The sequence below is a fragment of the Kitasatospora sp. NPDC059747 genome (genome assembly GCF_042732955.1).
Lineage (GTDB): Bacteria > Actinomycetota > Actinomycetes > Streptomycetales > Streptomycetaceae > Kitasatospora.
In genome coordinates this window covers 1-21,793 of record NZ_JBHWGV010000126.1, presented here as the reverse complement: position 1 = coordinate 21,793, position 21,793 = coordinate 1, and the positions used below count along the sequence as shown (strand labels likewise).

General features: G+C 72.1%; 16 protein-coding genes and 1 pseudogene. 9 read left to right on the top strand and 8 right to left on the bottom strand.

The window, feature by feature from the left end; all coding sequences use genetic code 11:
- Window positions 1–148: 148 nt before the first annotated feature.
- The 4 genes and pseudogenes from ACFV4G_RS36330 to ACFV4G_RS36315 all read right to left on the bottom strand — a co-directional run bounded on the left by ACFV4G_RS36330 (window position 149) and on the right by ACFV4G_RS36315 (window position 5,921).
- On the bottom strand, window positions 149–1,039 hold the full coding sequence (locus ACFV4G_RS36330) for a metal-dependent hydrolase (protein ID WP_380446468.1): 891 nt from the start codon (window positions 1,037–1,039) through the stop codon (window positions 149–151).
- Window positions 1,040–1,136: 97 nt separating this feature from the next.
- Window positions 1,137–2,117 carry a Yip1 family protein gene (locus ACFV4G_RS36325; RefSeq protein ID WP_380446467.1) on the bottom strand — a complete coding sequence of 327 codons (981 nt, stop codon included), beginning with the start codon at window positions 2,115–2,117 and terminating at the stop codon, window positions 1,137–1,139.
- Window positions 2,118–2,290: 173 nt separating this feature from the next.
- A pseudogene (locus ACFV4G_RS36320) lies at window positions 2,291–3,364 on the bottom strand (sugar phosphate nucleotidyltransferase); the annotation flags it as partial.
- 334 nt (window positions 3,365–3,698) lie between these two features.
- Window positions 3,699–5,921, bottom strand: coding sequence for a (Fe-S)-binding protein (locus ACFV4G_RS36315; protein WP_380446466.1), 2,223 nt, complete (start codon window positions 5,919–5,921; stop codon window positions 3,699–3,701).
- A 347-nt stretch (window positions 5,922–6,268) separates the two neighbouring features.
- On the opposite strand from ACFV4G_RS36315, the gene dnaK reads away from it, so the two are divergent.
- From dnaK to ACFV4G_RS36285, 6 genes are all read left to right on the top strand, one after another.
- Complete coding sequence (dnaK, locus tag ACFV4G_RS36310; RefSeq protein ID WP_380446465.1) at window positions 6,269–8,116, top strand: molecular chaperone DnaK; 1,848 nt, start codon at window positions 6,269–6,271, stop codon at window positions 8,114–8,116.
- A complete protein-coding gene (gene grpE / locus ACFV4G_RS36305) occupies window positions 8,113–8,736 on the top strand; it encodes a nucleotide exchange factor GrpE (RefSeq protein ID WP_380446464.1) in 624 nt (207 codons plus the stop codon). The genes dnaK and grpE overlap by 4 nt, the downstream gene beginning before the upstream one ends.
- Window positions 8,737–8,927: 191 nt before the next feature.
- Window positions 8,928–10,073, top strand: a complete 1,146-nt coding sequence (dnaJ, locus tag ACFV4G_RS36300) for a molecular chaperone DnaJ (RefSeq protein WP_380446463.1) — start codon at window positions 8,928–8,930, stop codon at window positions 10,071–10,073.
- A 7-nt stretch (window positions 10,074–10,080) separates the two neighbouring features.
- Entirely contained in the window at window positions 10,081–10,596 is a 516-nt protein-coding gene (locus tag ACFV4G_RS36295; RefSeq protein WP_380446462.1) for a heat shock protein transcriptional repressor HspR, read from the top strand.
- Between the two features lie 206 nt (window positions 10,597–10,802).
- Complete coding sequence (locus ACFV4G_RS36290; RefSeq protein WP_380446461.1) at window positions 10,803–11,831, top strand: helix-turn-helix domain-containing protein; 1,029 nt, start codon at window positions 10,803–10,805, stop codon at window positions 11,829–11,831.
- 586 nt (window positions 11,832–12,417) lie between these two features.
- A complete protein-coding gene (locus tag ACFV4G_RS36285; RefSeq protein WP_380446460.1) occupies window positions 12,418–13,044 on the top strand; it encodes a hypothetical protein in 627 nt (208 codons plus the stop codon).
- A gap of 7 nt (window positions 13,045–13,051) precedes the next feature.
- Here the strand turns inward: ACFV4G_RS36285 and ACFV4G_RS36280 are convergent, their stop codons facing one another.
- The 4 genes from ACFV4G_RS36280 to ACFV4G_RS36265 form a co-directional block, all read right to left on the bottom strand.
- On the bottom strand, window positions 13,052–13,303 hold the full coding sequence (locus ACFV4G_RS36280) for a hypothetical protein (RefSeq protein WP_380446459.1): 252 nt from the start codon (window positions 13,301–13,303) through the stop codon (window positions 13,052–13,054).
- The gene (locus ACFV4G_RS36275) at window positions 13,296–14,282 is read right to left on the bottom strand and encodes a LuxR family transcriptional regulator (RefSeq protein WP_380446458.1); all 987 of its coding nucleotides are present in this window, start codon (window positions 14,280–14,282) and stop codon (window positions 13,296–13,298) included. The genes ACFV4G_RS36280 and ACFV4G_RS36275 overlap by 8 nt, the downstream gene beginning before the upstream one ends.
- 43 nt (window positions 14,283–14,325) lie before the next feature.
- On the bottom strand, window positions 14,326–15,390 hold the full coding sequence (locus ACFV4G_RS36270; protein WP_380446457.1) for a LuxR C-terminal-related transcriptional regulator: 1,065 nt from the start codon (window positions 15,388–15,390) through the stop codon (window positions 14,326–14,328).
- Between the two features lie 664 nt (window positions 15,391–16,054).
- Window positions 16,055–17,167 (bottom strand): TDT family transporter, encoded by a 1,113-nt coding sequence (locus ACFV4G_RS36265; protein WP_380446456.1) that lies wholly within the window; start codon window positions 17,165–17,167, stop codon window positions 16,055–16,057.
- Window positions 17,168–17,237: 70 nt separating this feature from the next.
- Here ACFV4G_RS36265 and ACFV4G_RS36260 point away from each other — a divergent pair, with 70 nt between their 5' ends.
- The 3 genes from ACFV4G_RS36260 to ACFV4G_RS36250 all read left to right on the top strand — a co-directional run bounded on the left by ACFV4G_RS36260 (window position 17,238) and on the right by ACFV4G_RS36250 (window position 21,651).
- On the top strand, window positions 17,238–18,188 hold the full coding sequence (locus tag ACFV4G_RS36260; protein ID WP_380446455.1) for a LysR family transcriptional regulator: 951 nt from the start codon (window positions 17,238–17,240) through the stop codon (window positions 18,186–18,188).
- A gap of 72 nt (window positions 18,189–18,260) precedes the next feature.
- Window positions 18,261–20,867, top strand: a complete 2,607-nt coding sequence (clpB, locus tag ACFV4G_RS36255; RefSeq protein ID WP_380446454.1) for an ATP-dependent chaperone ClpB — start codon at window positions 18,261–18,263, stop codon at window positions 20,865–20,867.
- A 223-nt stretch (window positions 20,868–21,090) separates the two neighbouring features.
- On the top strand, window positions 21,091–21,651 hold the full coding sequence (locus ACFV4G_RS36250) for a YbjN domain-containing protein (RefSeq protein WP_380446453.1): 561 nt from the start codon (window positions 21,091–21,093) through the stop codon (window positions 21,649–21,651).
- Window positions 21,652–21,793 lie beyond the last annotated feature (142 nt).

The following is a 21,793-nucleotide window of genomic DNA, read 5'->3' as shown; positions in this document are numbered from 1 at the left end:
CCCGCCCACACCATTACCACACCCCCCCCCCCCCCCGGTTCCCCCGGCGCCGCGCCCCCCCCCGGGGGCCCCCCCCCCCGCCGCCGGGCGCCCCCCGCCCGTGGCGTTCCGGGGCCTGGTCCTCAGGCCCGGCCGGCGCGCCCGGTCCTCAGGCCCGCTTCGGGCGGGTGACGGCGACGAGCTCGGTGCCGTCCTCGGACAGCCGCAGCTCGGTGCGGAGCTCGGCCAGCTCGCCCAGGTGGTGCAGGTGGGTGCCGCCGCAGGAGATCTGCGCGCCGCCCTCGGGCAGCTCGCAGTGCCACTGGCGGCGGGCGGTGAGCTCGGGGCCCGGCACCTCGATGCGGACGGCGGCGTCGGCGGCGACCCAGGCGGCCAGCTGCGCGTTGACGGCCTCGGTGACGGCGGGCAGGGCGTCGGCGAGGGCGGGCAGCTCGTCGGTGGCGTCGGCCGTGAAGCCCTTCTTCTTGAGCGACTTGCCGAGCCGGTAGGTGTCCGTGCTGGCCTCGGTGTCCATCACCGAGGTGGCCATCGCGAGGCTGTCGAAGTCCGGGTGGCCGAGGGCGTCGGCGCGGCCCGGGTCCTTGCGCCAGCGCGGGGCGAGCGCGGCGTTGAGGGCGAGGGCGAGCAGGTGGCAGCCGCTGTGCGAGGCGCTGAGGGCGGCGCGGCGCTCGGCGTCGACGGCGAGCACGGCCGTGCGGCCGACGAGGTCGCCCGGGTCGGCGGCGACGACGTGCAGGACGAGCCAGGACCACTCCTCGTCGCCGCGCCGCACCGGGATGTCGGCGCCGACCAGCGGCGCGCCGCCGTCCGGGCCGACCGCGCCGGTCAGGCAGTCGACGACGGCCAGCTCGGCGCCGTCCACGGTGAGCGTGCCGAGGTCGGCGGGCTGGTCGGGCCAGGTGTGGTCGAGCGGGTGGAACGGCGTGGCCGCGGTGACGACGGCGTACCGGCCGTCGGCGAGCGGGTGCACCGCGAGCACCGGGGAGTCGCCGGTCACCGCCCCGGCCGGGAAGCTGACGTGGGTGGTGGGGAGGGTCATGCCTGGCTCCGGTGGGTGGTCGCGGCCGACGGGGGACGGACCCCGGTTCGCGGGGCCCGTCCACCATTCTGCCGTCCGCCCCGCCGCCGTCCGGCGGTCAGCCCAGGGTCGGCAGCTTGATCAGCACCAGCAGCGCGAGCAGCTGGACGGCCGCGGCGCCCGCCGCCTTGCCCCAGGGCAGGTCGTGCACCCGGCGGACCATCGTGGTCAGCAGGAACGCGCAGAACGCCCAGGTGGCCCAGCCGACGACCTGCACGACCGCGCTGCCGGAGGGCAGCACCAGGGCGAGCAGCAGCCGGGGCGCGTCGGTCAGCCAGCCGATCAGCGCGGCCAGGCCGACCGTCGACTTCCACGGGCCGTCCCCGCCGAGCTGGCGGGCCAGCGCGTAGGTGACAGCGCCGAAGATCGCGCCGGTGACGGTGAAGCCGAGCGCGGCGGCGGCCATGCCGGTCAGCGCGACGGTGAAGGTCGAGTTGACGATGTCGTTGTGCGTCAGGCCGATGCCGAGCACCGCGAGCGCGCCGTAGAGGAGCGAGACGGTGAGGGCGGGCAGCCAGACCTGGTGGTCACGGGTGCGGTCGAAGGTCGCGGCCGGCGCGCGGACGATGCCGAGGAGCAGCTCGCGCCAGTGCGGGCGCGGCCCGGAGACGTGCGGCGACGACTGGCCGCCGGCCCGGTAGACGGCGACGTTGTCCTGGCCGTACGGCGGCTGCGGCTCCCCCTGGGGGTATCCGTAGCCCTGCTCGCCGTAGCCCTGGTCCCCGTACCCCTGGTCGCCGTAGCCCTGGTCGTAGTGGCCGGGAGCCTGCCGGCCCTGCCCCTGGTACCCCTGCGTCGGGTAGTCCTGGTACGGGGGCTGCCCCGCGTACGGGTCCCCGCCGGTCGGGAAGGACCGGGTGTTCCCGGGCCGGTCGGCGGCGTACGGGTCGTGCGGAGCGACCCCCTGGTGCGGGGCCGTGAAGTACTCCGGCCCGTCCGTCTGCCCGTGCCCCCCGGGCGCCCCCGCCGGTGGCGGAGGGGCCGACCACCCGCCGTGGGGGTCGGCGCCCTGACCGCTGTCGTATCGATTACCAGCCACGTTCCGAAGGTACCCGTCCGGCCCAGTCCGCGTACGCCCCGGACGGAGCCGGGGCCGGTTTGCAGCGAGCCTGAGACGAACGGGGCCGGAAGCGGGCGTCAGCGCTGCGCGGTGACGGTCGGACCGTGGACGGCCGCCGCGGCGGAGGCACCGGCCGGGCAGCCGCCCGGGCCGGCCGAGGTGCGGACGGCGCCGACCGGCAGCAGCGTGCCGCAGGCGATCCGGATGCCGTTCGGCAGCTCGTTGTCGGACTCGACGATCGCGCCGTCGCCGATCACCGCGCCGTCCAGGGCCGAGCGGTCCCCGACGGTCGCGAAGGCACCCACGATGGAGTCCTTGACCAGGGTGTCCGGGCCGATGACGGCGCCGGGCAGGATGACGCTGCCCTCGACGATCGCGCCGGCCTCGACCACCGCGCCCTCGGAGACGACGGTGCCGCCGCTGAGCACCGCGCCGGGGTGGACGGTCGCGCCGGGCAGCAGCAGGGCGTCGCCGGTCGGGCCGGGGACGGCCGGGGAGTCGACCTTGCCGAGGACGAGGTCGGCCGAGCCGCGGACGAACGCGCCCGGGGTGCCGAGGTCCAGCCAGTACGAGGTGTCGACGACGCCGCGCAGCAGCGCGCCGGTGGCGAGCAGCTCGGGGAAGGTCTCGCGCTCGACGGACACCTCCCGGCCGGCCGGGATGCGGTCGATGACGGACCGGGTGAAGACGTAGCAGCCGGCGTTGATCTGGTCGGTGACGATCTGCTCGGGCGTCTCCGGCTTCTCCAGGAACTCCAGCACCCGCCCGTCCGCGTCGGTCGGCACGAGGCCGAAGGCGCGCGGGTCCTCCACCCGGGTGAGGTGCAGGGTGACGTCGGCCCCGGCGGCCACGTGGCCGTCGCGCAGGGCGGCGATGTCGACGCCGGACAGGATGTCGCCGTTGAAGACGAGGACCGGCTCGTCCGGGCCGCAGGTGAGCCCGGAGGCGGCGTTGCGGATGGCGCCGCCGGTGCCGAGCGGCTCGCGCTCGGTCAGGTAGACCAGCTCGATGCCGTACGGGGTGCCGTCCTGGAAGTGGTCCTCGAAGACCTCGGCCAGGTAGGAGGTGGCGAGCACCACGCGGGTGACTCCGGCGGCCGCGGCGCGGGCCAGCTGGTGCGCGATGAAGGGGACGCCCGCCACCGGCAGCATGGGCTTGGGGGTGTGGGTGGTCAGCGGACGCAGTCGCGTGCCCTTACCACCGACCAGCATGATCGCCTCGGTCATGGTCTGCGCTGTTCCCCTTGTGGTCTCTGCGGCCCGGCCCGGCGGGCCGCACCTCTCTTCGTCCGTATGGACCCGTCCGCCCACCGGCCGTCCGGCCGTGGTCCGGCCGTGGTCCGGGTGTCCGGAACGGGTCGACCGGCCCGCGGGCCGGTCTGGCCTACTGTATTTCCTTCCAACCGAATGCCCGTCCGGCGGCTGTGCGATTGGCATCACTCGCCCGCCGCCGGGGCCTGCGGGGCAGCGCCGCCGAGGCCCCAAAAGCCCGGCCCGGCGGAGCGCTTTCGCGGCGGCCGCCGGGCCGGGCAGTTGTAGCAGAACTGTCGAACAGGGGCCGCTACGCGTCCACCGTCGCGGGCTCCTCGGTCTCGGCCGGCGGGGTCGCCTTGACCGAGTCGAGCAGCAGCTGGGCCACGTCGACCACCTTCAGGTGCTCCTTGGCCGCGCCCTCGTTCTTCTTGCCGTTGACCGAGTCGGAGAGCATCACCAGGCAGAACGGGCAGGCGGTGGAGACGATGTCCGGGTTGAGCGACAGCGCCTCGTCCACGCGCTCGGTGTTGATCCGCTTGCCGATGCGCTCCTCCATCCACATGCGCGCACCGCCGGCGCCGCAGCAGAAGCCGCGCTCCTTGTGCCGGTGCATCTCCTGCTGGCGCAGACCCGGGACCTTGTCCATGATCTCGCGCGGCGGGCTGTAGACCTTGTTGTGGCGGCCCAGGTAGCAGGGGTCGTGGTAGGTGATCAGGCCCTCGACCGGGTTGACCGGGACGAGCTTGCCCTCGTCGATCAGGTGCTGCAGCAGCTGGGTGTGGTGGATGACCTCGAAGTGGCCGCCCAGCTGCGGGTACTCGTTGGCGATGGTGTTGAAGCAGTGCGGGCAGGTGGCGACGATCCGCTTGACCGGGGCGTCCTCCAGGGCCGCGTTCAGCGTCTCCACGTTCTGCGCGCCGAGCATCTGGAAGAGGAACTCGTTGCCCAGGCGGCGGGCGGAGTCACCGGTGCAGGACTCCTCCTTGCCGAGGATCGCGAACTTCACGCCCGCGGTGTGCAGCAGCTCGGCGAAGGCCTTGGTGGTCTTCTTGGCGCGGTCCTCCAGGGCGCCGGCGCAGCCGACCCAGTAGAGGTACTCGACCTCGGCGGGGTCGATGTCCTCGCCGATCACCGGCACCTCGATGCCGGTCTCCTTCTTGAGCTCCTTGACCCAGTCGAGGCGGGCCTTGGTGGCCATGCCCCACGGGTTGCCCTTGTTCTCCAGGTTCTTGAGCATCGTCCCGGCCTCGGTCGGGAACGAGGACTCGATCATCACCTGGTAGCGGCGCATGTCGACGATGTGGTCGATGTGCTCGATGTCCACCGGGCACTGCTCGACGCAGGCGCCGCAGGTGGTGCAGGACCACAGGACGTCCGGGTCGATGACGCCGTTCTCCTCGGCGGTGCCGATCAGCGGGCGCTCGGCCTCGGCGAGGGCGCCCGCCGGGACGTCCTTGAGCTGCTCGGCGGTCGCCTTCTCGGTGCCCTCCATGTCCTTGCCGCCACCGGCGAGCAGGTACGGGGCCTTGCCGTAGACGTGCTCGCGGAGGCTCATGATGAGCAGCTTCGGCGACAGCGGCTTGCCGGTGTTCCAGGCCGGACACTGCGACTGGCAGCGGCCGCACTCGGTGCAGGTGGAGAAGTCGAGGATGCCCTTCCAGGAGAAGTGCTCGACCTGGGAGACGCCGAAGACGGCGTCCTCGGCCGGGTCCTCGAAGTCGATCGGCTGGCCGCCGGAGGTCATCGGACGGAGGGCGCCGAGCGCGGTGCCGCCGTCCTCCTCGCGCTTGAAGTAGATGTTGAAGAAGCCGAGGAAGCGGTGCCAGGCCACGCCCATCGAGGGGTTGAGGCCGATGGTGGTCGCCCAGGCGAAGGAGATGCAGATCTTCAGCATCGCGAAGAGCCAGATCAGGTTCTCCAGCGTGCCGTGCGACAGGCCGCTCAGCGCGGAGGTGATCGGGTACGAGACGAGGTGCGCCGGGCCGTACGAGTCGACGCCGTTGAGGGCGCCCTCCAGGGCGCGCAGCATCAGGATGCACAGGCCGATGCCGAGGATCGTGTACTCGACGTAGAAGGCCTGCCAGGCGATCGAGCCGGCGAAGCGGGACTTGCGTCCGGAGCGCGACGGCAGGCTCATCAGCCGGATCACCATCAGGGTCAGGATGCCCAGGGTGGTGAGGGTGCCGACGAGCTCGACGAAGAGCTGCCAGATCATCCAGTGCCCGATGACCGGCAGCTCGAACTCGGCGTCGAAGAGCTGGCCCATCGCGTTGACGATGGTCAGGACCAGGCTGAAGAAGCCGACCGCGACGAACCAGTGCGCGATGCCGACGATCCCCCAGCGGTTCATCCTGGTGTGGCCGATGAACTCGACCGCGACGGTCTTCACGCGCCGGGCGGGCTTGCCGAAGCGGGTGGTGTCCGGCGCGCCGGTCAGCACCACCTTGAAGATGTGCCACGCCGCACGAAGGGCGAGCGCGGTGCCGATCACGAACGTGACCAGCGAGATGACGATCGCTGCTAGCTGCATCGGCTCCGTCTCCTGCGGCTTGCGGTTGAGCAGTCCGGGTTCTACGTCTTTACCAAGGGAGTGTACTCGTCGGTAACTTGCCGGGCCGACGGCCCGGACATTACCGCTCGTCAACAGTTCTCCAGAAGGTTCCCAAGGTATGGCGGCAGTCACGTAACTCCACCCCCGCCACCTCGGCCGGGGCGGCCGTCACTCCGACCGGGGACACCGCGGGCCCCCGCGGCGGCCCACCGAGAGGACCGGCATCAGCAAAGTTGAGTGCTGCTGACTCATAGCTGTTGACGCCGCCCGGCGGGTCATGCATCCTTGAGCCCGTAAAGCTCAACTCTTCCGTGGAGGTATCTACGATGGCACGCGCGGTCGGCATCGACCTCGGTACGACGAACTCGGTCGTCAGCGTTCTGGAGGGTGGCGAGCCCACCGTCATCACGAACGCCGAGGGCGCGCGGACCACGCCGTCCGTCGTCGCTTTCGCGAAGAACGGCGAGGTCCTGGTCGGCGAGGTGGCCAAGCGCCAGGCGGTCACCAACGTCGACCGCACCATCCGCTCGGTCAAGCGCCACATGGGCACCGGGTGGAAGATCAACCTGGACGGCAAGGACTTCAACCCCCAGCAGATCAGCGCCTTCATCCTGCAGAAGCTGAAGCGGGACGCGGAGGCCTACCTGGGCGAGACCGTCACCGACGCGGTCATCACCGTCCCGGCGTACTTCTCGGACTCCGAGCGCCAGGCCACCAAGGAGGCCGGTGAGATCGCGGGCCTCAACGTCCTGCGCATCGTCAACGAGCCGACCGCGGCTGCCCTGGCCTACGGCCTGGACAAGGACGACCAGACCATCCTGGTCTTCGACCTCGGCGGCGGCACCTTCGACGTCTCCCTGCTGGAGATCGGCGACGGGGTCGTCGAGGTGAAGGCCACCAACGGTGACAACCACCTCGGTGGCGACGACTGGGACCAGAAGGTCGTCGACCACCTGGTCAAGGTCTTCCAGTCCGGCCACGGGGTCGACCTGTCCAAGGACAAGATGGCCCTGCAGCGTCTGCGCGAGGCCGCCGAGAAGGCCAAGATCGAGCTGTCCTCGTCCTCCGAGACCTCGATCAACCTGCCCTACATCACGGCCTCCGCCGAGGGCCCGCTGCACCTGGACGAGAAGCTCACCCGCGCCCAGTTCCAGCAGCTGACCTCCGACCTGCTGGAGCGCTGCAAGATCCCGTTCCACAACGTGATCAAGGACGCCGGCATCTCGCTCGCCGAGATCGACCACGTCGTCCTCGTCGGCGGCTCGACCCGCATGCCGGCCGTCGCCGAGCTCGTCAAGGAGCTGACCGGCGGCAAGGACGCCAACAAGGGCGTCAACCCGGACGAGGTCGTCGCCATCGGCGCCTCGCTCCAGGCCGGTGTCCTCAAGGGCGAGGTCAAGGACGTCCTGCTGCTCGACGTCACCCCGCTGTCCCTCGGCATCGAGACCAAGGGCGGCATCATGACCAAGCTGATCGAGCGCAACACCACGATCCCGACCAAGCGCTCCGAGATCTTCACCACGGCCGAGGACAACCAGCCGTCCGTGCAGATCCAGGTCTACCAGGGCGAGCGCGAGATCGCCGCGTACAACAAGAAGCTCGGCATGTTCGAGCTGACCGGCCTCCCGCCGGCGCCGCGCGGCCTGCCGCAGATCGAGGTCACCTTCGACATCGACGCCAACGGCATCATGCACGTCGCCGCCAAGGACCTCGGCACCGGCAAGGAGCAGAAGATGACCGTCACCGGCGGCTCCTCGCTGCCGAAGGACGAGGTCGACCGCATGCGCCGCGAGGCCGAGCAGTACGCCGAGGACGACCACAAGCGCCGCGAGGCCGTCGAGACCCGCAACTCCGCCGAGCAGCTCGTCTACTCGACCGAGAAGTTCATCGCGGACAACACCGACAAGCTCCCGGCCGACGTCAAGACCGAGGTCGAGACCGCCATCGGCGAGCTCAAGGAGGCCCTGAAGGGCGAGGACATCGCGAAGATCCGCGAGGCCTCGGAGAAGGTCTCCACCACCGCGCAGAAGCTCGGCCAGGCCCTCTACGCCAACGCCGACGCCGCCGGTGCCGCCGCCGGGGACTCCGCCGCCCAGGGCAAGGACGACGACGTCGTCGACGCCGAGATCGTGGACGACGAGAAGCACGACAAGCCCAAGGGCGGCGCGGCATGACGGACAAGACGCAGGGCGGCAAGCCCGGCGACGACTCCGCCGCCGAGGAGGCCGTGATCAAGGCCGCCGAGGAGGCCGCCGCGGCCGGCTCCGGCGACGCGTCGGACGAGCTGGCCGCCGCCAAGCGCGAGGCCACCGAGCGCACCGCGGACCTCCAGCGCCTCCAGGCCGAGTACCAGAACTACCGCAAGCGGGTCGAGCGCGACCGGCTCACGGTCCGCGAGATCGCGGTCTCCAACATCCTGGAGTCCCTGATCCCGGTCCTGGACGACATCGGCCGCGCCCGCGAGCACGGCGAGGTCACCGGCGGCTTCAAGTCCGTCGCCGACTCCCTGGAGACGGTCGTCGCCAAGCTGGGCCTCCAGCAGTTCGGCAAGGAGGGCGAGCCCTTCGACCCGACCATGCACGAGGCGCTGATGCACAGCTACTCCTCGGACGTCACCGAGGACACCTGCGTGCAGATCCTCCAGCCCGGCTACCGGATCGGCGAGCGGATCATCCGCCCGGCGATGGTCGCGGTCGCGGAGCCCCAGCCGGGCACCCAGACCACGGCCGGGCCGGACACCGACACCGCCAAGTCCGAGAAGTCGGACAAGGCCGACGGTGGCAAGGACAGCTGACGACCTGTGACGGGCGCACGCCCGTCCCAGCAGATGAACCAGTGCGCTGCGGAGTCGTACGCCGGTCAGTACGGCGATCGGCTCCGCAGCGCACTGTCGGCAACAGGCCCGCGCGGCCGGGCTGTTGACAACGCAGTGCCGCGGGCTGTTGACAAGGCAGTGACGATGGACATCGGGAGGTGGCGCAAGCCATGAGTGGCAAGGACTTTGTCGAGAAGGACTATTACAAGGTCCTCGGCGTGCCCAAGGACGCCACCGCCACCGAGATCAAGAAGACCTACCGGAAGCTGGCGCGCGAGTTCCACCCGGACGCCAACAAGGGCGACGCCAAGGCCGAGGAGCGCTTCAAGGACATCTCCGAGGCGTACGACGTCCTGTCCGACGAGAAGCGCCGCAAGGAGTACGACGAGGCCCGCAGCCTCTTCGCCAACGGCGGCTTCCGCGCCGGCGGGCCCGGCACCGGCAACTACAGCTTCGACTTCGGCGACCTCTTCAGCGGCACCCAGGGCGGCAGCGGCGGCATCGGCGACGTCTTCGGCGGCCTCTTCAACCGCGGCGGCCGGCAGGCCCAGCCCCGGCGCGGCGCCGACGTCGAGACCGAGGTCACCCTCTCCTTCGAGGAGGCCGTCGACGGCGCGACCGTCCCGCTGCGGATGACCAGCCAGGCCCCCTGCCGCGTCTGCAACGGCACCGGCGCCAAGTCCGGCACCACCCCGCGGGTCTGCCCGACCTGCGTCGGCGCCGGCACCGTCAGCCGGGGCCAGGGCGCGTTCGCGCTCTCCGAGCCCTGCAAGGACTGCAAGGGCCGCGGCATGATCGTCGACGACCCCTGCACCGACTGCCACGGCAGCGGCCGGGCCAGCTCCGCCCGCACCATGCAGGTCCGCATCCCGGCCGGCGTCCAGGACGCCCAGCGCATCCGGCTCAAGGGCAAGGGCGCCCAGGGCGAACGCGGCGGCCAGCCCGGCGACCTCTACGTCACCGTGCACGTCGACGCCCACCCCGTCTTCGGCCGCAAGGGCGACAACCTCACCGTGACCGTCCCGGTCACCTTCCCCGAGGCGGCGCTCGGCGGCACCATCGAGGTGCCCACACTCGGCGGCCCCGCCGTGAAGCTCAAGCTGCCCCCGGGCAGTGCCAACGGCCTCACCATGCGGGCCCGCGGCAAGGGCGCCACCCGCAAGGACGGCACCCGCGGCGACCTCCTCGTCACCGTCGAGGTCGTGGTGCCGCAGCACGTCACCGGCGACGCGCTGTCCGCCCTGGAGCAGTACCGCGAGGCCACCGCCTCCGACGACCCGCGAGCCGCCCTGTTCCGGGCGGCGAAGGGAGCGTGACGACCAGATGTCCCCGATGACCCCCGACGGCCCGATCGGCCCGGGCCTCGGCGAAGGCCTGCCCGGCGACGGCCGCCGCCCCCGGCGCGCCGCGGCCCCGCCCCAGTACGTGCTCACCGAGGACACCCCGGTGTACGTGATCTCGGTGGCCGCCGAACTCTCCGGCCTGCACCCGCAGACCCTGCGCCAGTACGACCGCCTCGGCCTGGTCTGCCCCGACCGCACCGCCGGCCGCGGCCGCCGCTACTCGGCCCGCGACATCCAGCAGCTGCGCGAGGTCCAGCGGCTCTCGCAGGACGAGGGCATCAACCTGGCCGGCATCAAGCGGATCATCGAGCTGGAGAACCAGGTCACCGCCCTCCAGTCGCGCATCGCCGAACTCGCGGACTCCCTGGAGGGCGCCGCCGCCGCCCTCCAGCAGCGCGAAGCCGCCGTCCACGCCTCCTACCGCCGCGACCTCGTCCCGTACCAGCCCCCGACCCCCCAGTCGAGCGCCCTGGTCGTCTGGCGCCCGAAGCGCTGACTCGGCTGAACACCCAGCCCGGCCGCCGGTTCCCTCCTGTTCGGGGGGTGCCGGCGGCTTACTTGTGGTGAGAGGGTGCCAATCGAAGCGTCACTCCGCAATGGTGGAACAATGCCCGGTTCCGGATCCCGCGCCGGGATCTAGGATCACCGATGGGGCTCGAGTGCAGCCATAGGGCAGGTTCGGTCGTCAAGAAGGAGTCGTGAATGAACGGGAGGAACGACGCCATTCCGGGTGTCGGTGCACCGGGCACTCTCTCCACCGGAGCGCACGACCTCTACCTCGCGGCAATCCGGGCGCACGGTCGGATAGCCCGCAGTGAAATCGAGGAGCACGACTACAGCCACCTCAGCGAGCTGTTGGACATCGGTCTCCTCACTCCCGACATGGATGATCCGCAGATTCTGGTCGCGGTCGATCCACAACAGCTCGCCACCGGGCTGAGCGCCCTCTGGCAACGCCAGGCACTCGCGCTGCTGTCCCGCGCGATAGCCGTCCCCGGCGACCTTCAGGGTCTCGCGGACGCGTTTCACCGTCCGGAACCGTCCGGCGGAATTATCGAGTACGTCCGCGGCAAGGCACTGATCAGCCAACGGATCAACCACGCCGTGACCACTGCGAAAGAGGAGATACTCGCGGCCCAGCCGGGCGGCCCGCGGCCGCCGGACGTTCTGTCCCGCGTGCTCGACGACGACCTGGCCGACCTCGAACGCGGTATTGCGGTGCGGACCATCTACCATCCGAGCACCAGGTACCACGCCCCCACCCGGGACTACGTCGCGAAGATCACCGAGGCCGGTGGGCGGTTCCGCACCCTCGACGAGCCGTACACCAGGCTGATCATCGTGGACCGGCAGCTGGCCGTCATCCCGGTCGCGGAGGACCTCAATCTGGCGGCCTTCATCCACGACCCCGCCGTCATCCACTTCCTCGTCCACGAGGTGTTCGAGCGCAACTGGAACCGCGGACTGGACTTCACCGGTGGACGAACCGTGCCGCAACAGGTCGTGTCACGGATGCGCCAGACCATCATCGACCTCCTGCTCGAAGGCACGAACCACAGAGTCATCGCCCGCCGCCTCGGCATCAGCGAACGCACCCTCGCCCGCCATCTGGCCGAGATGCGAGAGGACTACAACGTCGAATCGCTGTTCCAACTCGGTTGGGCGCTGGCGCGTTCGTCACAAGAGACCGACGAATCGCCATGCCTCCCCGCCGCTTCCGGCAGCGCATAACGATTCGTCAGTCTCATTCTGTCATGTCCACTGGTGCTCGCCGTCCAAAGCGGTACCCGACGCCTGATTCGAAGTCGCACTAACATCGACCCCAAGCCCGACATGATTGACATGGGCAGATCCATCGGCATCATGACCGGTGACAAGCAGTCCGAAGCCCAGCACGGTAAGGACGCCCGCAGATATCGCTACCGCAGCCGTCTTGGCGACCTGACGCAGACGAGACACGCGCACACCCCAATCCTCTTCAGTGGCCTGTCAGTCGAATGAACAGGCGGCAGACAATCAAACGCTCAGATCGTGCCACACGCCCTATCTGACTGTCACCGTCGCGCCCAGGCGGAAGAGGGTGTCATCTCTCTGCCATGCAGACGGATGCCACCGTGCATCGGTGGACTGCCGACCCTGCTCGATGGACGATCAACTGACGTCCTCACGCCACGCTGCCAAGATCCTCCCTCTCGGCAGTCACGCCAGGACAAGCGTCGAAATAGTGATAAACCCGTCCGATTTCCCCCCGTTCCAATCTCCAAGCCAAGCGTCGGCGGCGAGCAACCGAGTGCCAATGCCTTCCCCCGGAGTCGACATGACCGAGCCCTACCTGCGTCACCACGACAGCCAGGCCACCGAAGGCCGGCGTGCACGTGTGTTTCTGGCCGCACCGCTGATGCGGCTGACCGGGCCCGCGGACAGCGTGGTGACGCTCGCCAGCCGGACGCGGCTGACCACGCTGCGCACCACGCTCCTCCGCAGCGGGGCCGCCGTGTACAGCGCGCACCACAGCGACGCCTGGACCGTCGCCGGGCGGGCGCCGGAACCGCGGGTTCCGTCGGACTTCCGGGCGCTGCAGTCGGCGGACCTGGTGTTCGCCTACGTCGGCGCCCCGCTGTCGGCCGGGGTGAGCCTGGAGCTGGGCTGGGCCTCCGCGCTGCGCAAGCCGATCGTCCTCCTCGTCGACGAGGCCATCACGCACAACCCGCTGATCGCCACCATCGAGCAGGTCGCCCCCGTCCTGCCGCTGGTCTTCGACGACACCTGGTCGCAGGAGGCGCTCAACCACACCGTGGAGACGGCGCTCGACTGGGCCGGCATGGCGCTGTCGCTGCGCGAGGGCTTCTGGACCGCCCCCGGCGAGCAGTTCAACGTCCCCCGTCAGCAGCCCCCCGTGGCCGGCCGGGCCGGCTTCTGGCCGTCGGGCGCCGCCACCGGCTGACCCGCGGTCATCCACCGGACTCCCCCGTCCGGGATCCCCGCATCTGCCGGCCCGGCTGGAACAGCGTCTCCGCGTCGTACAGCTCACGCAGCCGGGCGATGTGACCGGCCACGGTCCGCTCGCTCGACCCCATGCGGCCCGCGATCGCCCGCTGCGTGAGCCCCTGCGCCAGCAGGCGGCCGCCGTCCCGCGGGATCGCGCGGTAGAGCGCGCGGGCGGAGTCGTCCGGGAGGGCTTCGGACAGGGTCGGGTCACCCATCGGCGTCGCCCTTCAGTTGCCAGCCGAGTTGGAAGAGGGTCCGGGCGCCGTAGCGCTCGCGCAGGCGGGCGAGGTGGCCGGCGACGGTGCGTTCGCTGAGGCCGAGGCGGGTGGCGACGGCGCGCTGGGTGAGGCCCTTGCTCAGCAGCGTGGTGACCCGGTCGGCGGTGCGGCCGGGGGCGGCGCTCGACCAGTCGGTGACGTCGGCCCTGGCCCAGTCGCGTTCGAAGACGGCGACCAGGGCGGCGACGGCGGCGGGCTCGGTGATGAAGGCCGCGACGTCGTGGCCGGGGTGGACGGAGACGACGGCGGTCCGCCGGTCGACGACGAGCATCCGCTGGAACGGCTCGTTCAGGACCCGGACCAGCGAGCCGTGCCGGGTCACCTCCTTCGCGTAGGCGATCACGTGGGGCTGCCGGCGGGCGACGGGCTGGTAGAGCGTCCGGATCCGACGGCCGCTGGTCAGCAGCGCGACGTCCTGGTGGAGCGCGAGTTCGAGGGTGACCGGCTGCCGGGTGCCGGGCTGGGCGGTGAGCACTTCCTCGCCGCACTCGGACAGGACCCGGGAGAGCCGCAGGCGGATGGCGTCCTGGCCCTCGACGTACGCGGCCTCGCCCGTGGGGGAGGCCGCCCGGGGTGCGGCGTCGTAGGCGTGGGAGAGCGGGCCGAGGGCGGCCGGGAGCCGTTCGGCGTGGACGAGCAACCGGGTGGCACGGGTGCGCAGTTCGGTGCCGAGGCGGTCGCCGACGGAGCGCGGGTCGACGGCCGTGTAGCCGGTGGCCGTCGGGGCGAGCAGGCCGCGGGCGACGAGGACCGCGAGGGTGGGGCGGTCCGCGGGGGCGAGGTCGTCGGGGCGCAGGTGTCCGCCGTGGCGGACCGCGGTGAGGTAGAGCGCCCGCTCGGCGGCTGTCGGCTCATCCGCCCACCTCTCCCCCAGCCTTGGCGGCCGGGAGGTACCCCCACCGCTCGGCAGGGGCATTCGCCCATGCGCATCCTTTGAAACGTGAGCTCGCTGAGCTCGCTCATCGGTCATCGCGGGAGCCTCGCATCAGCCAGCCGAGCTGGAAGAGGGTCTGGGCGCCGTAGCGGTCGCGCAGGCGGGAGATGTGGGCGGCGACGGTGCGTTCGCTGAGGCCGAGGCGGGTGGCGACGGCGCGCTGGGTGAGGCCGCGGGCGAGCAGGCGGCCGACCCGGTCGGGGGTGCTGCGGGCGGGGCCGTGGCCGAGGGCGGCGGCGGCCTCGGTGGTGTCGGCGCGGGCCCAGTCCCGCTCGAACGCGCCGACCAGGAAGGTGATGGCGGCGGGGTCGGTGATGAAGGCGGCGGTGCTGTTGTCCTCGCTGGCGGAGATCACGGCGACGGTGCGGTCGAAGACGATGAGCCGCTGGAAGGGCTCGTCGAGGACGCGGATGAGCGAGCCGTGCCGGGTGACCTCGTCGGCGTAGGCGAGGGCGGACTGGTCGGCGAACGCGACCGGCTGGTAGATCGTGCGCAGCGAGCAGCCGCGCTGCAGGAGTTGGACGTCCTGGAGCCGGGCGACCTGGAGCGTGTCGGCGGGCCGGTGGCCGGGCTGGGCGGTGAGGACCTCGGCGCGGCAGTCGGAGACGAGCTGGGAGATCCGCTGGCGGATGTGGACGTGGCCCTCGACGTAGACGGCGCCGCCGGCCCGGCCGGGCGGGCGGGGCATCGCGTCGTAGGCGCGGGTGAGGCCGTCGAGGGCGCCGGGCAGGTTCTCGGCGCGGACCAGGAGCCGGGTGGCCTCGCTGCGCAGTTCGGCGCCGAGGCGGTCGGTGACGGAGCGCGGGCTGACGGCGGTGTAGCAGGCGTCCATCGCGTTGGGCATCAACAGGCCGATGTCGACGAGCTGTTGGATGGCGGCGTGGTCGGTCTCGTGGACGCCGGTGAACGGGATCCGGCCGCCTTCGGCGAGGATCGAGAGGTAGAGCCGGCGGGCCGCGTCGTCGGGCTCGCCCGCTCCGGTGAAGCCTCCGGTGCCCGCGAAGCCCTCGTCGGCCGCGAAGCCCCCGCCGCCGGTGAAGTCACCCGCGTACTGGCCGTGGTCCGGTGCGACCGCCGGTTCCGCCGTCACGTCGAACTCTCCCTGCCGGACGCCTTTCGGACGGGCCCGCCCCCGTGTCCCGCGTCCCCGTCGTTTCCGTCGTCTCCGGCCGCGAGGGCCCGGCGGTCACGGTACCGGGCGGCGGGCGGACCCCTGGGCCCGGGTGCCGTCGCACACCGGACGCCCAGGGGCCGCCTTGCCACGCCATGCCAAGGCGCTTCCGGCGAGGCGGAGCAGCAACGCCTCGCCGGCTCCGGTTCCGGGGGCCATCACCACACATGGCGTCCCGGCCGGCGCTCTTCCCCCCGTTGTGCGGGGACGTGATGTCCCGCATCCACTTTTGAAGAGCAAGTCGCCACCATCGGGCCGCGGTTGCCCGGACGACTTGGCGTGTCTCCACCATCACAGCGTGACGCCCGGCGGACAAGTGTCACCCGAGTGCAGGTTCTCGCAATTGCAGCTATCCGCACGGCGGGCCGGTTCCCGCGGCCGGAGCGGTGGGCCGGATTCCGGTGAACGCCAAGGCCAGTCGGGTGCCCGGCGGAGGCCCGGGACCGGCCCGATTGGCGGTGGACGGTCAGGCTCCGGGTGCGCATTCCTGCACCTGGACGGTTCCCGCAGCACACGACCGAAGCCCCGGCTTCCGGAACCGGAAGCCGGGGCACGGCTCGTCCGTCTCCCGGACGGCCGTCGCTCAGCGCGCCAGCAGCCGTCCGCGCGCCAGGCCGGCCACCGTGCCGCTCGCGGCGGCCGCCCAGGCGACGGCCAGCAGCGCGTACAGCCCGACCGCCAGCCCGGTGAACCCGCCGAACCCGGTGTGGCGGGCGAGCGCCGAGACGCCCGTGACGCAGGTGCCGACGGGGAAGGTGAACGCCCACCAGGTCATCGCGAACGGCATGCCGGCCCGCCGGGCGCGCAGGTTGGCGGTGAGTGCGACGGCCAGCCAGAGCATCGCGACGCCGATCACGGCCACGCCGTACAGCTCGGCGAGGGCGGCCATGGCGGGCGCCAGCTCGGGGAGCACCGGGCGGGCGGCGTCGGCGAGTTGGTGGACGGCGGTGACGGACTGGCCGAGCGGCCCGAGCACCAGGAACAGCGCGGGAGTGAGCACGAGGGTCGGCACCTTGCTGTGGTAGAGCCCGGTGAACACCACCGGCAGCAGCACCAGGGTGGCCAGCAGTCCGATGCCGAACAGGGCCCAGCAGCCGTACAGCATGGCCTGCTGCGAGGAGCCGGACGGCAGGTGCGGGACGAGTGCGGGGCCGGTGGCCGAGGCGACCAGGGGGGCGACGACGGGCAGCAGCCAGGTCGGGTTGGCCTCCAGGGCGGAGAGCCGGTGCCGGGTGATCATCAGGTAGGGGATGCCGCCGGCGACGGCGAGCGCGTAAACGGTGCCGGCGCTCCACAGCACGGCGTCGATCGCCACGGCGGGCCCGGTGCCGATCACCTTCGAGCCGAGCAGCAGCGTGCCGAGGCCGACCGCCAGCAGGGCCATCGGCGGGCAGCCGTAGAAGACGGCGGTGGCCGGGTTGTCCAGCAGCTGGGTGCGGGCGGCCTCCCGGTGCCGGGTGAGGTGCACCAGCCGCGCGCCGCCGAGCACCAGCAGGGCGGCCAGGCCGAGCGCCCACATCACCTCGCCGAAAGCGACCAGCCCGGGCGGCCGGACCGGCAGGACGGCCGCGCCGTTGCCGAGGATCGCGGTGCCCATGACGGCGGCGTACCAGTTGGGGCCGAGCTGGGCGAGGTCGAACCGGGGGCGGGCGACGGAGGGACGGGTGAGCGGGCGGACATCGGCCAAGGTGGACATGGGACCACCGTCCCTCCGCGCGCCCCCGGCCGGTAGCGCCCGCCGCTCTATGAGGACATAGCCTGAACCTATGGCCCTTTCTCCGCACGTCCCCGAACTCGGCGCCCTGGAGCTGCTGCTCGCGGTGGCCCGGCTGGGCAGCGTCGGCCGGGCGGCGGCCGAGCTGGGCGTCAGCCAGCCAACCGCGAGCGCCCGGATCAAGGGCATGGAGCGGCAGGTCGGCGTCCCGCTGCTGGAGCGCTCCCCCCGGGGCAGCCGGCCGACCGAGGCGGGCCGGCTGGTGGTCGAGTGGGCCCGGCACGTGGTGGAGGCGGCGCAGGCGCTGGACGCCGGGATCGACGCGCTGCGCGGGCGGCGGGACGCCAAGCTGACGGTGGTCGCCAGCCTGACCGTCGCCGAGTACCTGATGCCGGGCTGGCTGCTGGCGCTCGCCGAGGCCAGTCCGGGCACGGCCGTGACGCTGCGGACGGCGAACTCGGCGGAGGTCGCCGGGCGGGTGCTGGCCGGCGAGGCGGACCTCGGCTTCGTCGAGGGCCCGTCCACCCCGTCCGGGCTGGACGGCGCCGTGGTGGCCGTGGACCGGCTGGTGGTCGTGGTGGCGCCCGGCCACCCGTGGTCGCGCCGCCGGACGCCGCTGACCGGGCCCGAGCTGGCCGGGACACCGCTGGTGCTGCGCGAGCCGGGGTCGGGCACCCGGGAGGTGCTGGAGGCGGCGCTGGCGCCGTACGGGGGCGCGGCGCGGCCGCGGCTGGAGCTGGCCTCGTCGACGGCGCTGAAGGCGGCGGCGATGACCGGCGCCGGGCCGGTGTGCCTGAGCGAGCTGGTGGTGACGGAGGAACTGGCGACCCGGCGGCTGGTCGAGGTGCCGCTGGCGGCGGGGCTCGACCTGCGGCGCCCGCTGCGGGCGGTGTGGCCGGCCGGGCAGCGGCCGGGCGGGCCGGCCCGGGAGCTGCTGGTGCTGACCCGGCAGGGCTCCGGGCACCGGCCGGCGTCCCCGCCCCGCGGAAGAGCCCAAACCTGAGCGGAATAGACTCAACTTAGTGCATGCTGTTGATAGCAGCAGTGAAGGACGACGAGGGAGGATCCCCCAGCAGTGGACGCCAGCAAGTTCACCACCAAGACGCAGGACGCCCTGTCCGCCGCGATCCGGCAGGCCGGTGCGGTCGGGAACCCGGACGTCAAGCCGGTGCACATCCTGATCGCCCTGCTGGAGCAGTCCGAGGGCATCGCCGGGCCGCTGCTGGAGGCGGTCGGCGCCGACGCCGCGCGGGTCGACGCCGAGGCCCGCCGCCAGCTCGCCGCCCTCCCCAGCGCGAGCGGTTCGACGGTCGCCGCCCCGCAGCTCGCCCGGGACACCATCGCGGTGCTCACCGAGGCCGGCAAGCGCGCCGACGACCTCGACGACCAGTACGTCTCCACCGAGCACCTGATGGTCGGCCTGGCCGCCGAGGGCGGGCCGGTCGCCGAGCTGCTGGTGCGCCAGGGCGCGACGCCCAAGGCGCTGCTGGCCGCGTTCAAGGACGTGCGCGGCAGCGGCCGGGTCACCTCGCCGGACCCCGAGGGCACCTACAAGGCGCTGGAGAAGTACGGCACCGACCTCACCCAGGCCGCCCGGGACGGCAAGCTCGACCCGGTGATCGGCCGCGACCAGGAGATCCGCCGGGTCGTCCAGGTGCTCTCCCGCCGCACCAAGAACAACCCGGTGCTGATCGGCGAGCCCGGCGTCGGCAAGACGGCCGTGGTCGAGGGCCTGGCCCAGCGCATCGTCGCCGGCGACGTGCCGGAGTCGCTGCGCGGCAAGCGGCTGGTCGCGCTGGACCTCAGCGCGATGGTCGCGGGCGCCAAGTACCGCGGCGAGTTCGAGGAGCGGCTCAAGGCCGTCCTCAACGACATCAAGCAGAGCGACGGCCGGGTCGTCACGTTCATCGACGAGCTGCACACCATGGTCGGCGCGGGCGCCGGCGGCGACTCCGCGATGGACGCCGGCAACATGCTCAAGCCGATGCTGGCCCGCGGCGAACTGCGGATGGTCGGCGCCACCACGCTGGACGAGTACCGCGAGCGGATCGAGAAGGACCCGGCGCTGGAGCGCCGCTTCCAGCAGGTGCTGGTCGGCGAGCCCAGCGTGGAGGACTCGATCGCCATCCTGCGCGGCCTCAAGGGCCGCTACGAGGCGCACCACAAGGTGCAGATCGCGGACGCGGCCCTGGTCGCCGCGGCCACCCTGTCCAACCGCTACATCACCTCCCGCTTCCTGCCCGACAAGGCGATCGACCTGGTCGACGAGGCGGCCTCGCGGCTGCGGATGGAGATCGACTCCTCCCCCGTCGAGATCGACGAACTCCAGCGCTCCGTCGACCGGTTGCGCATGGAGGAGCTCGCGCTGGAGAAGGAGTCCGACCCGGCCTCGGTCGACCGCCTCGCCCGGCTGCGCCGCGATCTCGCCGACCGGAACGAGCAGTTGAGCGTGCTGACGGCGCGCTGGGAGCAGGAGAAGAAGAGCCTCAACCGGGTCGGCGAGCTCAAGGAGCGCCTGGACGACCTGCAGGGCGCACTCGAACGGGCCCAGCGCGACGGCGACTTCGAGCGCGCGTCGAAGCTGATGTACGCCGAGATCCCGGCCGCCGAGAAGGAGCTCACCGACGCCCAGGAGCGCGCCGCGGACCAGGACACGTCGACCTCGATGGTCAAGGAGGAGGTCGGCCCGGACGACGTCGCCGACGTCGTCGCCTCCTGGACGGGCATCCCGGCCGGCCGCCTGCTGGAGGGTGAGAGCGCCAAACTCCTGCGCATGGAGGAGGAGTTGGGCAAGCGCCTGATCGGCCAGGCGGAGGCCGTGCAGGCCGTGTCGGACGCGGTGCGCCGCACCCGCTCCGGCATCGCCGACCCGGACCGCCCGACCGGCTCCTTCCTGTTCCTCGGCCCCACCGGCGTCGGCAAGACCGAACTCGCCAAGGCCCTGGCCGACTTCCTCTTCGACGACGAGCGGGCGATGGTCCGCATCGACATGAGCGAGTACGGCGAGAAGCACTCCGTCTCCCGCCTGGTCGGCGCCCCGCCCGGGTACGTCGGCTACGAGGAGGGCGGCCAGCTCACCGAGGCGGTCCGCCGCCGCCCGTACAGCGTCGTGCTGCTGGACGAGGTGGAGAAGGCCCACCCCGAGGTCTTCGACGTGCTGCTCCAGGTGCTGGACGACGGCCGGCTCACCGACGGCCAGGGCCGCACGGTGGACTTCCGCAACGCGATCCTGATCCTCACCTCCAACCTGGGCAGCCAGTTCCTGGTGGACCCGGCCACCCCGGAGGACCGCAAGAAGCAGCTGGTGCTGGACTCCGTCCGGGCCGCGTTCAAGCCGGAGTTCCTCAACCGGCTGGACGACATCGTGGTCTTCGAGCCGCTGGGCACCACCGAGCTCAGCCGGATCGTCGACCTCCAGGTGGCCCGCCTCGGCGAGCGGCTGCGCGAGCGGCGGCTCACCCTGGACGTGTCCGCCGCCGCGCGCGACTGGCTGGCGCTCACCGGGTACGACCCGGCGTACGGCGCCCGCCCGCTGCGCCGGCTGGTGCAGTCCGCGATCGGCGACCAGCTGGCGCGGGCGATCCTCTCCGGCCAGGTGCACGACGGCGACACCGTCCTCGTCGAGCGCGACGAGGACCACGACCGGCTCACCGTCCGCGCTCGCGGGCCGCTGGAGAAGTAGTCGGAGGCCTCGCCCGGACCGCCGCACGGGCCGCCGCTCCCCCGGGGCGGCGGCCCGTCCGCACGTCGGAGAACGCCGTGCTCGGAGCCCGGAACACCACCCGGTACGAAGATCGACGGACGGCCGGGTACCCCTGTGAGGCGCGCCCGGGATGAGGCAGGATGGAAGGTGGAAAGGGCGGCCTCTCTTGCCGGCCACCACGTGCACCGAGGAAGAGGACCCCATGAGCATCGACCCGTCGTCCATCCCGTCGTTCGGCGTCCCCCAGGGCGGACAGCCCGGCGGCCAGGGACGACCGGCCGGCCCGCCGCCGATCGTCGTCCCGGACCAGGCCCTGGTCACCCAGCTGCTGGACCAGATGCAGCTCAAGCACGTCGTGGACGAGGAGGGCGACCTCACCGCTCCCTGGGAGGGCTTCCGCGTCTACTACATGTTCCGCGGCGAGCAGAAGGAGCTCTTCGCGGTTCGCGCGTTCTACGACCGCGCGTACCCGCTGGAGAAGAAGGGCGAGATCCTCGACCTGATCGACGAGTGGAACCGCGAGACCCTCTGGCCGAAGGTCTACACCCACACCCACGAGGACGGCGTGGTCCGCCTGATCGGCGAGGCCCAGATGATCGTCGGCACCGGCGTCAACCTGGACTACTTCGTCACCACCACCGCCAACTGGACCCAGGCCTCGGTCGGCTTCGAGCAGTGGATCGTCGAGCGCCTCGGCCTGCAGGACGAGATCGAGGGCGACGAGGGCCAGGGCGAGGCCCCCGAGGGCACCGACGAGGCCTGATCCCCTCCCCCGCGCACCAAGGACGGGCGCCCCCCCCCCCCCCCCCCCGGGGCGGGGGGGCGGGGGGGGGCGCCGCCGCCGAGCAGGGGGGGGGGGAGACAAAGGGTGGGTGGGAGTGTGTGGGTGTGAGGGGGGGAGAGAC

Bases quoted from the DNA above. Each gene is read 5' to 3' on its own strand.
- ACFV4G_RS36250 (WP_380446453.1), top strand. From the start codon at position 21,091: ATGAGCATCGACCCGTCGTCCATCCCGTCGTTCGGCGTCCCCCAGGGC.
- ACFV4G_RS36290 (WP_380446461.1), top strand. From the start codon at position 10,803: ATGAACGGGAGGAACGACGCCATTCCGGGTGTCGGTGCACCGGGCACT.
- grpE (WP_380446464.1), top strand. From the start codon at position 8,113: ATGACGGACAAGACGCAGGGCGGCAAGCCCGGCGACGACTCCGCCGCC.
- ACFV4G_RS36260 (WP_380446455.1), top strand. From the start codon at position 17,238: ATGGCCCTTTCTCCGCACGTCCCCGAACTCGGCGCCCTGGAGCTGCTG.
- ACFV4G_RS36265 (WP_380446456.1), bottom strand. From the start codon at position 17,167: ATGTCCACCTTGGCCGATGTCCGCCCGCTCACCCGTCCCTCCGTCGCC.
- ACFV4G_RS36285 (WP_380446460.1), top strand. From the start codon at position 12,418: ATGACCGAGCCCTACCTGCGTCACCACGACAGCCAGGCCACCGAAGGC.
- ACFV4G_RS36280 (WP_380446459.1), bottom strand. From the start codon at position 13,303: ATGGGTGACCCGACCCTGTCCGAAGCCCTCCCGGACGACTCCGCCCGC.
- dnaK (WP_380446465.1), top strand. From the start codon at position 6,269: ATGGCACGCGCGGTCGGCATCGACCTCGGTACGACGAACTCGGTCGTC.
- ACFV4G_RS36275 (WP_380446458.1), bottom strand. From the start codon at position 14,282: ATGCCCCTGCCGAGCGGTGGGGGTACCTCCCGGCCGCCAAGGCTGGGG.
- ACFV4G_RS36330 (WP_380446468.1), bottom strand. From the start codon at position 1,039: ATGACCCTCCCCACCACCCACGTCAGCTTCCCGGCCGGGGCGGTGACC.
- dnaJ (WP_380446463.1), top strand. From the start codon at position 8,928: ATGAGTGGCAAGGACTTTGTCGAGAAGGACTATTACAAGGTCCTCGGC.
- ACFV4G_RS36315 (WP_380446466.1), bottom strand. From the start codon at position 5,921: ATGCAGCTAGCAGCGATCGTCATCTCGCTGGTCACGTTCGTGATCGGC.
- ACFV4G_RS36295 (WP_380446462.1), top strand. From the start codon at position 10,081: ATGTCCCCGATGACCCCCGACGGCCCGATCGGCCCGGGCCTCGGCGAA.